8 protein-coding genes and 2 tRNA genes are annotated in these 13,477 nt (G+C 65.0%); 7 read left to right on the top strand and 3 right to left on the bottom strand.

The window, feature by feature from the left end; translation table 11 throughout:
* The 3 genes from BMW76_RS01025 to rnr all read right to left on the bottom strand — a co-directional run bounded on the left by BMW76_RS01025 (position 1) and on the right by rnr (position 4,242).
* Complete coding sequence (locus BMW76_RS01025; protein WP_090861803.1) at positions 1–891, bottom strand: N-acetylmuramoyl-L-alanine amidase; 891 nt, start codon at positions 889–891, stop codon at positions 1–3.
* A 46-nt stretch (positions 892–937) separates the two neighbouring features.
* Positions 938–1,681: a 23S rRNA (guanosine(2251)-2'-O)-methyltransferase RlmB gene (rlmB, locus tag BMW76_RS01020; protein ID WP_090861801.1), complete on the bottom strand. Its 744-nt coding sequence runs from the start codon at positions 1,679–1,681 to the stop codon at positions 938–940.
* Positions 1,682–1,785: 104 nt separating this feature from the next.
* Positions 1,786–4,242, bottom strand: a complete 2,457-nt coding sequence (rnr, locus tag BMW76_RS01015; protein WP_090861800.1) for a ribonuclease R — start codon at positions 4,240–4,242, stop codon at positions 1,786–1,788.
* 347 nt (positions 4,243–4,589) lie between these two features.
* Between rnr and BMW76_RS01010 the strand changes: the two genes are divergently transcribed.
* From BMW76_RS01010 to BMW76_RS00980, 7 genes are all read left to right on the top strand, one after another.
* Positions 4,590–4,676 (top strand) — tRNA-Leu (locus BMW76_RS01010).
* A 231-nt stretch (positions 4,677–4,907) separates the two neighbouring features.
* Positions 4,908–4,994: transfer RNA gene (locus tag BMW76_RS01005), tRNA-Leu, on the top strand.
* 543 nt (positions 4,995–5,537) lie between these two features.
* Positions 5,538–6,761 (top strand): MFS transporter, encoded by a 1,224-nt coding sequence (locus BMW76_RS01000; protein WP_090861797.1) that lies wholly within the window; start codon positions 5,538–5,540, stop codon positions 6,759–6,761.
* A 297-nt stretch (positions 6,762–7,058) separates the two neighbouring features.
* Positions 7,059–7,988 (top strand): TetR/AcrR family transcriptional regulator, encoded by a 930-nt coding sequence (locus tag BMW76_RS00995; RefSeq protein ID WP_090861794.1) that lies wholly within the window; start codon positions 7,059–7,061, stop codon positions 7,986–7,988.
* Between the two features lie 324 nt (positions 7,989–8,312).
* Entirely contained in the window at positions 8,313–10,823 is a 2,511-nt protein-coding gene (locus BMW76_RS00990; RefSeq protein WP_090861792.1) for an acyl-CoA dehydrogenase, read from the top strand.
* 173 nt (positions 10,824–10,996) lie between these two features.
* On the top strand, positions 10,997–12,484 hold the full coding sequence (locus BMW76_RS00985; protein WP_090861790.1) for a 3-oxoacyl-ACP reductase: 1,488 nt from the start codon (positions 10,997–10,999) through the stop codon (positions 12,482–12,484).
* Positions 12,485–12,488: 4 nt separating this feature from the next.
* Positions 12,489–13,406, top strand: a complete 918-nt coding sequence (locus BMW76_RS00980; protein ID WP_090861788.1) for a MaoC family dehydratase — start codon at positions 12,489–12,491, stop codon at positions 13,404–13,406.
* Positions 13,407–13,477 lie beyond the last annotated feature (71 nt).

Below are 13,477 nucleotides of genomic sequence, written 5' to 3'. Positions count from 1 at the left end.
TCACGGCGCCGGCTGAGCCGGTTCTGACGCCGCCTGCGGCATGTACTTGTCGAGCAAGGCCTGCGCGATCGCATCGGTTTGCGCGTCCGGATCGCCCGAATAGTCGGCGGGACGAAAGTGCATCTGGAACGCGGCAAAGACGCGGCGCGTCTTGTCGTCGAGCACGCCGTCCGTCGCGACTTCATAGCCGTAGCGCGCGAGCTTCTGCTGAAGCGCGCGCACGTCGGCGCTCGCGCGCGGATCGCGGCCCGCCAGCTCTTTCGCGACCGTCGCATCGTCCGGCCATGCACCGATGCCCGCGTCATACAACTGCTTCCACGGAAAGAGCGGACCCGGATCGATCTTGCGTTGCGGCGCGATATCGCTGTGGCCGACGACACGCGTCGGCGCAATGCCATAGCGCGTGACGATGTCCGTTGCGAGGCGGATCATCGCGTCGACCTGCTCAGGCGGATACGGCTGCCACGTGCGGCCTTGCGGCGTATCGATGGGGCCGAGGTTCACGTTCTCGATGCCGATCGACGCAGCGTTCAGTTCCGTCGTGCCCTGCCAGTAGCTGAGGCCCGCGTGCCATGCGCGCTGCGACTCGGGCACGAGCTGCCAGACGATGGGCTCGCCGCTCTTCTCGCGCGGATGATCCGGCACGACGTAGTGCGCGCTGACCTGCTCATTGGTCAGCACGTCGAGCGACTGCGCTTCGTCGATTTCGGTGTAGTGCATCACGAGGAAGCGGATGCGTGTGTCGGCGTACTGCGCGTGGCGAGACGTGTCGGCGTAGTAGGTGCCGCGCTCGACGATGTTCGTCGTGCACGCGGCGGTGAGCAGCGCCGCGAGCGCAACGGCGACCGCGCGGCGAAGGGCTTCGATCTTGAAAGCAGCTTGTCGATTCATGAGATCCGAACGCTACGGCCTCGCTCGTGGCTTTGCATCGTGACGGTTACTTCTTCACCGACCTCTGCCGCACGGCCTCGAACAGGCACACGCCCGACGCGACGGAAACATTCAGACTCTCGACCGAGCCGGCCATCGGAATGTGCATCACTTCATCGCAAGTATCGCGCGAGAGCCTGCGCATGCCCTCGCCCTCCGCGCCCATCACGAGCGCAACGGGACCATCGAGCTTCGTTTCGTACAACGACGCAGTCGCGTCGCCCGCCGTTCCGACGACCCACACGCCCGCATCCTTCAGGTCGCGCAATGTGCGCGCAAGATTCGTGACGGTGATGTACGGCACCGTATCGGCCGCGCCGCTTGCCACTTTCGCCGCCGTCGCGTTCAGGCCGACGGCGCGGTCGCGCGGCGCGATCACGGCATGCGCGCCCGCCGCATCGGCGACGCGCAGACACGCGCCGAGATTGTGCGGATCGGTGATGCCGTCGAGCACCAGCAGCAACGCCGAGCCCTGAATCCCGTCGAGCAGTTCCGCCAGGTTCTGCGCGAGCGGCAGGTCCCCCGCGCGCGCGACGACACCCTGATGGCGCTCCGTATGCGCGAGGCCCCACAGGCGCGTTTCATCGGCGGCGATCAGACGCACGCCCGCCTCTTTCGCCACGGCGAGAAAGTCGTTCATCCGGCGATCGCGGCGCGACTGGTCGTAAAAGATTTCTTCGACCGTCGATGGATCGTGACGCAAGCGTGCCGTCACCGCGTGAAAACCGTAGAGAACCTTGAGACGTGACATGACTGAAACAACCTTTGAATGAGCGCGCCCGGCGAAAACGTGGGAGGCGCACCCGATGAGAACGGGCGCCGCGCGCAGTGAAAACGCGCGGCGTTACAACAGAATCAACGCTTCTTGCGGGCTGGCTTCGCGGACGACTTCGACGCCGGACGCTTCTTCGACGCGCCCGCTTTGCGCGCCGCGCGCGCTTCCTTCACGGCCGCCGTCTGCGAAGGCGCGGCCTTCTTGCGGCGCGCGCCGTCGAGAGGCTCGGTGCGTTCGATCGAACGCACGCGCGGACCGCCGAGATCGCTTGCCTTCTCCGCCGACGTCGCGCGATGCGCTTGCGGCTTCACGGGCAGATCGCGCACGAGACGGAAATCGATCTTGCGCGCGTCGAGATCGACGCGGCTCACCTGCACGCGCACGCGATCCGACAAACGATAGCGAATGCCCGTGCGTTCGCCGCGCAGTTCGTTCTTGATCTCGTCGTACTGGAAGTAGTCGGAACCCAGTTCCGTCACATGCACGAGCCCTTCGATGAAGAGCGCATCGAGTTGCACGAAGATGCCGAACGACGTCACGCCGCTCACCATGCCGCCATATTCTTCGCCGAGCTTGTCGCGCATGAAGTAGCACTTGAGCCACGCTTCGACGTCGCGGGATGCCTCATCGGCGCGGCGCTCGTTCGACGAGCAGTGCAAGCCGAGTTCTTCCCAGATCGCCGTGTTCGGACGGCTGCGGCCGCCGCGCTTCTCGTCCTCTGCCTGCAGCGCGCGGGCACGCGGCGACAGCGCCGTGTTCAGCTCGACGCCATGCGGCGTCTTCGGCTCGTACTTGCGGCCCTGCAGGATCGCGTAGATCGCGCGGTGCGTGAGCAGATCGGGATAACGGCGAATCGGGCTCGTGAAGTGCGCATATGCCTCGTACGCGAGACCGAAGTGACCGATGTTGTCCGGGCTGTAGACGGCCTGCTGCATCGAGCGCAGCAGCATCGTCTGCAGCATCTGCGCGTCGGGCCGGTCGCGGATGTGCGCCATCAACGCGGCGTAGTCGCTGGCGTGCGGCGTGTCGCCGCCGCCGAGCGTGAGCCCCATGCCGCGCAGGAACGTGCGCAGGTTTTCGAGGCGTTCCGCCGTCGGACCCGCGTGCACGCGATACAGGCCCGGGTGCTTGTTGCGCTTCATGAAGTCGGCCGCGCAGACGTTCGCGGCCAGCATGCATTCCTCGATCAGCTTGTGCGCGTCGTTGCGGTGACGCGGCACGATCTGCTCGATCTTGCCCTGCGCATTGCAGACGATGTACGTCTCCGTGGTGTCGAAGTCGATCGCGCCACGCTTCTGGCGCGCGGCGAACAGCGACTTGTAGACGCCGTACAGATGCTGCAGTTGCGGCAGCAACGCGGCGCGGCGCGTGGCTTCCGGGCCCTTCGTGTTGGTGAGGATCGCGGCGACTTCCGTGTACGTGAGACGCGCGGCCGAATGCATCACGCCGGGATAGAACTGATACGCCTTGATCTCGCCGCGCGCGGTGATCACCATGTCGCACACGAGCACGCAGCGGTCCACTTGCGGATTGAGCGAGCAGAGTCCGTTGGACAGTTTTTCCGGCAGCATCGGAATCACGCGGCGCGGAAAATACACCGACGTGCTGCGCTCGATCGCATCGACATCAAGGCCGCTGTCGGGCAGCACGTAATGCGACACATCGGCGATCGCGACGATCAGGCGAAAGCCGTCGCCGCGCCCGACCTTGATCGGCTCGCAATAGACGGCATCGTCGAAGTCGCGCGCGTCTTCGCCGTCGATCGTCACGAGCGGCACGTCGCGCAAGTCGACGCGATGCTTGATGTCGACGGGACGCACTTCGTCGGGCAGCTTCGCGGCATCGTCGAGCGCGGCCTGGCTGAACTCGTGCGGCACGCCGTACTTGCGCACGGCAATTTCGATTTCCATGCCGGGATCGTCGATATCGCCGAGCACTTCGACGACGCGTCCGAGCGGCTGCGAATGGCGGCTCGGAAAGTCGGTCAGCTCGACGACCACGACCTGCCCGACCTTCGCCTTCTTCGTGTTCTGCGTGATCAGGATGTCGTGGCCGATGCGCTTCTCTTCGGGCACGACGATCAGCGCGCCGTTCTCGTTCAAGAGGCGCCCTATCACGCGCTTGTTCGCGCGGTCCGTCACCTCGACGATGTGGCCTTCGGGCCGCCCGCGCCGGTCATAGCCGACGATGCGCGCAAGCACGCGATCGTTGTGCATGACCTTCTGCATTTCGCCCGTCGGCAGGAACAGATCGTCCTGGCCGTCGTCGCGGATCAGAAAACCGTAGCCGTCGCGATGGCCCTGCACGCGGCCCGCGACGAAGTTCGACGGATGGGTCAGCTGATAATGCCCGCGCTGATCGAGTCTGATCTGGCCATCGCGCTCCATCGCGGCGAGGCGCTTGAAGAACCCTTCGCGCTCCTGGCGCTTGATCGACAGTGCTTCGGCGATGTCGTTCGCTGCAAGCGGCGCTTCACTCGTGCGCAGCACGCCGAGGATTTCTTCGCGGCTTGGAATCGGATACGGATATTTGCTCAAGGGCTTGTCGATGATTGTTCTCGTTGCGTGGACGTCGGCGGGTGTGATGACGCTGCTCTATCTGACTGCAACTGCATTCGTGGACTGCGACTGCTCTTTCTGATGGAAGACGGCGGCGCGGCCCCGGGTGCCCGTCATGCGCGCGACGGGCCCATGCGCCGTGCCAGCTTTCTATTGCGGGGATTCTAACACCCGTCTTGCCCGCCACGCGCCGCCCGGCGGGCGATTGCGCGATATGCGGGCAGCGCGTTCACCCGCATCACACGCGCCGCGCGGAGGTTTTCGAGAAACGCTTGACACGGTTCGTCGACACGCTATAATCGCTGTCTCTGCTTCAAACGCACCTTGCCCAGGTGGCGAAATTGGTAGACGCACTAGGTTCAGGTCCTAGCGGTGGCAACACCGTGGAGGTTCGAGTCCTCTCTTGGGCACCAGATTCAAATGAAAGCCGCCTTTGGGCGGTTTTTCATTGTTGTGAGAGCAGCGCTTTCGGCTGCGGTTCCTGAACCGCGTGCAGTGCGCTGTGGAAGTGGCAAGCCGGTTGGTGACGGGTCGCATCGAGTCATTTGATGCGCGAACAACCAGGCGAAAAGATGAAGCGTTTTTCGAAATACCGATTGACACGCAGATTCTTCTCGCTACAATAGCGGTCTAGTTTGAGACGTGCCCAGGTGGCGGAATTGGTAGACGCACTAGGTTCAGGTCCTAGCGGTGGCAACACCGTGGAGGTTCGAGTCCTCTCCTGGGCACCACGTATTTGAAAAGGTCGGCAAATGCCGGCCTTTTTTCATTTCTGGCCCACGGAGCGAAGAGCCTGCGGCTCTCACAGCTAGAACAAACCTCCTTGCAAAGCGAATTGCTTGCCGTTTTTTGTTCTTGCGGCCTCTTATCGAGTGGCGTCAGCTACATCGCACAAAATCCCATCGCCCTGCTTACCGCACCTAAAGAGTGGCGAATGCGCATTTGTCATTCAAGCGCATTTCTCATTCCCGATAATTACAAAATAAAAACACGGACACTCAACGCAACTACATTAATTACATTCACCAAACATTACCTCCATTTCTGCGTTCTATTTCCCAAGGATTACCACCGACGAAGCGGTGTGGTTACATGCAGCCGCCTAATGGTCGGCGTACACTCGTTCGGAGCCTTCGCATACGGGGCGCGGCGTGCCGTGCAATTGTCCTTTGAATGGCATTGGGTGGCACGGCATATTGGAGACTGCAACCAGGTTGCATGGGACCGGAGCAAGCGTTAAAGCGTTGACTCAGGTCGTCAGGAGAACAATTGAAATGAGCTGGACTCGGGAACAGAGAAACGTCACGATCGCGGCCTATCTAGGCTGGACCCTCGACGCATTCGATTTCTTTCTGATGGTCTTTATCCTGAAAGATATCGCGGCGGAATTTAATACGAAAATCCCGGAAGTCGCATTCGGCATTACGCTCACGCTGGCGATGCGCCCGCTCGGCGCGCTGATTTTCGGACGTCTCGCCGACAAGTTCGGCCGCCGCCCTACGCTGATGGTCAACATCGCGTGCTATTCGCTGCTCGAACTGCTGTCCGGCTTCTCGCCAAATCTGGCGACGCTGCTCGTCCTGCGCGCCCTCTTCGGCATCGCGATGGGCGGCGAATGGGGCGTCGGCTCCGCGCTGACGATGGAGACCGTGCCCCCGAAAGCGCGCGGCTTCGTATCGGGCCTGCTGCAAGCGGGCTATCCGAGCGGCTATCTGCTGGCGTCGATCGTGTTCGGCGTGCTCTATCAGTACATCGGCTGGCGCGGCATGTTCTTCGTCGGCGTGCTGCCCGCGCTGCTCGTCATGTACGTGCGCGCGCACGTGAAGGAATCGCCCGCGTGGGTCGCGATGGAAAAGCACGCGCGCCCCGGCCTGCTCGTTACGCTCAAGCGCAACTGGGTCCTGTCGATCTACGCGATCATCCTGATGACGGCCTTCAACTTCTTCTCGCACGGCACGCAGGACCTGTATCCGACGTTCCTGCGCGAGCAGCATCACTTCGATCCGCACACGGTGTCGCTGATCACGATCACGCTGAACATCGGCGCGATCGTCGGCGGTCTTGCGTTCGGCGCGTTTTCGGAGCGCATCGGCCGGCGCCGCGCGATCTTCATCGCCGCGCTGATCGCACTGCCCGTGCTGCCGCTGTGGGCGTTCTCGAGCACGGCCGTCGCGCTCGCGGCGGGCGCGTTCCTGATGCAGATTTCCGTGCAGGGCGCGTGGGGCGTGATTCCCGTGCATCTGAACGAGATCTCGCCCGACGAAATCCGCGCGACGTTCCCCGGACTCGTCTATCAGCTCGGCAACCTGCTCGCTTCCGTCAACGCGACGATGCAGGCGTCGTTCGCCGTCAGCAATAACAACAACTACGCGATGGCGATGGCCGTGGTCGCGGGCGTGGTGGCCGTCGTGATCGCGGTGCTGATTCTCTTCAGCCGCGAACGGCGTGGCATCGATATGACACAATCCGCCGAACAGATCACAGCGACGGTACACTGAGTACCGCGAAGCAACAAAACAAAGCAGCAAGAAAACACGACACCACATAAGGGCGCCACGGCGCCCCAGCCAACGCAGCAACCACGAGGCCGCTCCGATCCGAATCGGAGCGGCCTTTTTTGTCCGCGTCGTCTGCGAGGGAATGCGCGGTCAGACGCTTTTTAGAGGAGTCCATCGACACTCATCGCTTGCCCGATCACGAGCTCCATTTTTATCCTGAAAAGAACGCACGTTTCAAAATCAAAATTGAATCGATTGTTTGCGGCCGGCAAAAAAGCCGACAGAGGGAGACGCAACATGGCAACTCGCACGACGAGCCGGCACACCGGCGACACGAAATCGCGCATCCTCGACGCAGCCGAAACGCTCTTCATCGAATGCGGCTACGAAGCGATGTCGTTGCGGCAGATCACATCGAAGGCCGAGGTCAATCTGGCCGCCGTCAACTATCACTTCGGCAGCAAGGAAGCGCTGATTCACGCGATGCTGTCGCGGCGGCTCGATCTGCTGAACCAGGAGCGCCTGAAGCTGCTCGACCGCTTCGACGCGCTGCTCGGCCCGCGCCTCACGTGCGAGCACGTGCTCGGCGCGATGTTCATTCCGGCGCTGCGCGTGTCGCGCGATACGCGCATCGGCGGCAAGGCGTTCCTGCGGCTGCTCGGCCGCGCGTACACCGATCCCTCTTCGTTCATCCGCAACTTTCTGAACGCGCATTATGCGTCGGTATCCGAGCGCTTTTTCGAAGCGTTTCAGCGCGCGCTGCCGCATCTGCCGCGCGAGGAGCTCGGCTGGCGTCTGCACTTCGCGATCGGCGCGCTGTCGGGCGTGCTTGCGGGCGCGGACACCGACAACCTCATCACCGAGTTCTCGCAAGGCAAGTCGATGAACGATCTGCAATTGATCGCGCGGCTCGCGTCGCTGATCGTGTCCGCGCTGAAGGCGCCGTTGCCCGACGTGAGCCAGCTCGCCACGTTCGCATCCGTGCTCGGCGACGCGGGCAGCACCGACATCGCTTGCGATGCCGTCCGCGAAGCGCAAGCGGATGTCGCGGCGCAGAGCGCGTCGCCGGCCGCTGTTCACGCGCAGACGCCAACGCCCGACACACCGCAGCAACCGCCGATGCGCGCCGAACCCGGGTCCGACGCACAACCGTACGGCGAACCGGCGCGCGGCGGCGAGCAAGCGGACGCACGCGATGCCGGCTCACACTTCGCCGCGCACGGTTGACGCGGTGAATCATCGATTGCGTGCGTGCGTGAATGGCGCACGGTTCTCTCGCGCAGCGGCAGCGCAGCACGGGCTGAAAGAATGGTCAAACGGAAAACCAAACAAAAGGCCGAACCCAAGACCGAACCCAAGGCCGACGAATCAGCCCTCCACTGCGCGCGACGATGCAAGGAATCGTGCGGGCACGGCGGCTGCAACGGATGAACGCAGATAACGGCGGACACACTCGCCGCGCATCGAACAACTCGAAGAACACGCGAGCGTTCCCCGCATCGCGGGACGCGCTCGCAGCCGGCGCCGTATCGCCGAACAGGAGGGGTCATCATGTCGTGGTTCATCGTTGCGCTGATCGTCGCTGCCGGGGCGCTCGTCTATGTGCGGGCACGCGCGTCGTGGTGGCTCGCGTTGCTGATCGTGTGGGTCGCGGCCGCGCGTCTGACGGGCGCAGCGGGCACACTGACGGCCACCTGCCTCGCGATCGTGCTGATCATTCCCGCGCTGCTGCTGACGATCAGACCGCTGCGCCGCGCATGGGTGAGCCGGCGCTTGCTCGGCGTCTTCCGCAAGATCATGCCCGACATGTCGCCGACCGAGCGCGACGCGATCGAGGCAGGTACCGTCTGGTGGGATGCCGCGCTCTTCTCGGGACGCCCTCACTGGGACACGCTGCTCGGCTACGGTCCGGCAAAGCTCACCGCACAGGAGCAGGCGTTTCTCGACAACGAATGCGAGCAGCTGTGCGATCTCGCGAACGACTGGGAAACGACGGCCATCTGGCAGGACCTGTCGCCGCAGGCCTGGCAGTTCATCAAGGACAAGGGCTTCCTGGGAATGATCATTCCGGCGCAATACGGCGGCAAAGGCTTCTCCGCGTACGCGCATTCGCAGGTCATCATGAAGCTCGCCACGCGCTGCACGGCGGCCGCCGTGTCGGTGATGGTGCCGAACTCGCTCGGCCCCGCCGAGCTGCTGCTGCAATACGGCACCGATGCGCAGAAGAACCACTATCTGCCGCGTCTTGCGCGCGGCGACGAAATCCCCTGCTTCGCGCTGACGAGCCCTTACGCGGGCTCCGACGCAGCGGCGATCCCCGACCTCGGCATCGTCTGCAACGGCACGTTCGAAGGACGCGAGACGCTCGGCTTTCGCGTCACGTGGAACAAGCGCTACATCACGCTCGGCCCCATCGCGACGGTGCTCGGCCTCGCGTTTCGCGCGCTCGATCCCGACCATCTGCTCGGCAGCGAAGACGAGCCCGGCATTACGTGCGCGCTGATTCCGACGAGCCATCCGGGCGTGAACATCGGGCGCCGTCACTGGCCGTTGAACGCCGTGTTCCAGAACGGCCCGAACTGGGGCAACGACGTGTTCATCCCGCTCGACTGGGTGATCGGCGGACGCGCTCAGGTCGGCAACGGCTGGCGGATGCTGATGGAATGTCTCGCGGCGGGCCGCGCGATCTCGCTGCCGTCGTCGAATGTGGGCATGTCGAAAGTCGCGGTGCGCGGGGTGGGTGCGTACGCGGCCGTGCGGCGGCAGTTCCGCACGCCGGTCGGCAGGTTCGAAGGCGTGCAGGAAGCGCTCGGACGCATGGGCGGCAATCTGTACGTGATGGACGCCACGCGCCGCCTGTCCGCGCGGGCTGTCGATCTAGGCGAGAAGCCGTCGGTGATCTCGGCGATCTCGAAGTACCACATCACCGAGCGCAACCGCGAAGTGATCGACGACGGCATGGACGTCCTCGGCGGCAAGGGCATCTGCATGGGCCCATCGAATTTCCTCGCACGCGCCTATCAGCAGGTGCCCATCTCGATCACCGTCGAAGGCGCGAACATCCTCACGCGCTGCCTGATCATCTTCGGCCAGGGCGCGATTCGCTGTCATCCGTATCTCCTCAAGGAAATGGCCGCGGCGCGCGAAGCGGGCCATGAAGCAGACCACGCGAAGGCGCTGCGCGATTTCGACGAAGCGCTCTTCGGGCACATCGGCTTCACGCTGTCGAACGTCGTGCGCTGTTTCATCGATGGCGTGACGGCCGGCGCGCTGATCGCGAAGCCGCAGCGCGCGCATCCACCGCTCGCGGGCTACTACCGCGCGGCGACGCGTCTTTCGACGACATTCGCGCTGCTCGCGGATGTCTCGATGTTCGTGCTCGGCGGCGACCTGAAGCGGCGCGAGCGCATCTCGGCGCGCCTGGGCGACGTGCTGTCGCAGCTCTATCTGATCTCCGCGACGCTCAAGCGTTTCGAAGACGAAGGCCGCGAGGCGAGCGATCTGCCGCTCGTGCAATGGGGCGTCGAAGATGCGCTTCATCGCGCGCAAACGGCCCTCGATGGCGTGCTGCGCAACTATCCGAACCGTGTCGCCGCGGGCCTCGTGCGCGCGCTCGCGTTCCCGTTCGGCTTGCCGCACCGCGCGCCGTCCGATGCGCTCGGCAGCGCCGTCGCCGAGCTGATGCAGACGCCGGGCGCCGCGCGCGACCGGCTGCTCGCGGACTCGTATGTGCCGCACGTCGACGTCGACGCGCTCGGTTATGGCGAGCTCGCGTTCAAGCTCGCGCCGCGTGTCGCGCAGATCGAGCAGCGTCTGCGCGAAGCGATCCGGCATGGCCGCATCGATCCGCTTCCGCAAAGCCTCGCCGATCTCGCCGGCTGGAACGAAGCGGCGCAGCAGCGCGGCTTCATCGACGAGGACGAGCGCAAGGTGCTCGACGACTACGCGCGCTTTGCGGCTGAAGTCGTGAAGGTCGACGATTTCCCCGCGGACTTCGGCATGCTCGCCGATCTGCAGCGGCGCAAGGACGCACTCGACAAGGCGACGCAACTGGCCGCCTGATGTCATCTTGATGGGATGTCGATGGCATGTCGATGGCATCAAGATGGCTGAGCGGCGAACGCGCGACGAATGCACGACGAATCCGCGACGAACGCGCAATTCACCACGCTTGCGGCAAGTCACGCGCACCGTGCACACTGACGCCATCCGTCAGGCCAGGAGCCAACAACGCGATGAACGATTCCTACCTGAACTTCGTCAATTCGCCGCTGGGAGCACGAGTCGCGCGCTCGCTCCGGTGGCCGTTGCCCGAAGTGCTGCGCCGCTATCGCGCCGATACGCCCGAATTCGACGGCATCGTGGCCGTCGGCGCGGGGCCGTCGCCGCAACTGCTCGACGCGCTTGCCGACGTGATCGCGCATATCGGCATGACGAGCGTCGCGCACGCGGGCGCTAGCGCGTGGGTGCCGCTCGCGAACCGCCACGGCCTGATGACGGGCCGCTTCGAGCCCGCCGATCCGGCAGCGCACTCGCAAGCGGGCTCGCAGGCGCGCGTGCGGGCGCTCGTGTTCGACGCGAGCGGCATCGAGGACAGCGCGCAACTCGACACCCTGTACGCGTTCTTTCACGACGCGCTGCGCTCGCTCGACAAATGCGGACGGATCGTCGTGCTGGGCCGCCCGCCCGAGGCCTGCGCGAGCCCGCGCCAATGGACAGCGCAACGCGCGCTCGAAGGCGTGACACGCTCGCTTGGCAAGGAAGCGCGGCGCGGCATCACGTCGAATCTGATCTACGTCGCGGATGGTGCCAAAAGCGGCGCCAAAAGCGGCGCCACGAGCAGCGCGGGAAACAGCAACGACGCCGGCATCCCGAGCGGCATCGAATCGACCTTGCGCTTTTTCCTGTCGCCGCGTTCGGCGTACGTGTCGGGACAGGTCGTGCGGATCGGCACGGCGCCTTCCGCACTCGGCGACGATTTCGACTGGACCCAGCCGCTCGCGGGCCAGCGGGCCGTCGTGACGGGCGCGGCGCGCGGCATCGGCGCGGCGATCGCACACGTACTCGCCGCGCAAGGCGCGCACGTGACGGGCATCGACGTGCCCGCCGCCACCGACGCGCTCGACGCCACGATGCGCCAGATCTCCGGCACGGCGCTGCCGTTCGACATTGCCGCGCCCGAAACGCCCGCGCAGATCGCGGCGGCGCTCGACGAGCTCGGCGTCGATGTGTTCGTGCACAACGCGGGCATCACGAAGGACAAGACGATCGCGAAGATGAGCGAGCCGGCGTGGCGCAATGTGATCGATATCAATCTGTCCGCGCAGGAGCGCATCGACGACGCGCTGCTCGAAGCGGGCACGCTGCGCGACGGCGGACGCATCGTCTGCGTGTCGTCGATCGGCGGCATCGCGGGCAACCTCGGGCAGACGAACTATGCGGCGTCGAAGGCGGGCGTGATCGGCCGCGTGCAGAGCATGGCGCCGCATCTGGCGAAACGGCGCATCACGATCAATGCCGTCGCGCCCGGTTTCATCGAAACGCAGATGACGGCAAAGATGCCGCTTGCGATCCGCGAGGCCGGCCGCCGGATGAACTCGATGAGCCAGGGCGGCCAGCCCGTCGATGTCGCGCAGACGATTGCATGGCTCGCGCATCCAGGATCGGCGGGCATCACGGGCCAGGTCGTGCGCGTGTGCGGCCAAAGTCTGATAGGAGCGTGACGGCATGGCCCTGTTCGACTCCAGCCCGATGTTCGGCGCGCCGCGCCCGAAAACAGTCGTCCTGCCCGAACTGCCGCAGCCCGCGAAGCTGTATGCGCGCGCGCTGTCGGGCGTGGCCAAGCGCCTTCAGCGCAACCGTCCGACGGCGCTGCCCGCGCTGCGGCTCGTGCGCCCTGCCGTCACGCTGGATTCCGTCGCGATCGAACGCTACGCGCGCGTCTGCGGCTTCTTTCCCGAGCAGGGCATTCCGTTCACGTATCCGCATCTGCTCGCGTTTCCGCTGCATCTGCTATTGCTGACCGACCCGGCGTTTCCGTGGCCCGCGCTCGGCATCGTCCATCTGGCGAACAGCGTGCGCATGCGCCGCCCGCTTTCGTTCGACGACACGCTGCGCGTCGAAGTCGAATTCGGCCCGCGCCTGCGCCACGACAAAGGCCAGGCGTTCGTGATGCAGACGCGCATCTACCGGCGCGGCGAAGCCGTATGGGACGGCGACAGCGTGTATCTGAAGCGCGGCGTCGCGGCGAATGGCGATCCGCTGAGCCCGCTCGAAACCGATGGAAGTGCCCTCTCGCGCAGCTCGCGCTGGCAATTGCCTGCGCAACTTGGCCGCGACTACGCACGCGCATCGGGCGACTACAACCCGATCCACCTGTCGATGCTCTCCGCGAGGGCGTTCGGCTTTCCGCGCGCGATCGCGCACGGCATGTGGACGCTGGCGCGCACGGCCGCCGCGCTGCAGCCGCCGAAGCGGCTCGCCGACGCGACGCTCGCGGGCGAATTCAGGGCGCCGATGCTGCTGCCGGGCGAAGCGTCGCTGTGGACGGCCTCGCCCTCGCCGACTGCGCGCGAGTTCGAAGTGCGCGATCCGCAGAGCGGCAAGCCGCATCTGCGGGGCCGGTTCCAGTGGAATCTGCAATGAGGCGGCGGCCATGCGGCGCAGACTGTGCAGAAGCCGCGCCCATAGCCCGCTTACGCAAACCGTTCACGCAA

Source organism: Paraburkholderia diazotrophica (genome assembly GCF_900108945.1).
GTDB lineage: Bacteria > Pseudomonadota > Gammaproteobacteria > Burkholderiales > Burkholderiaceae > Paraburkholderia > Paraburkholderia diazotrophica.
The sequence above is the reverse complement of the archived record's forward strand: the minus strand, read 5'-3'. Positions and strand labels throughout refer to the sequence as shown.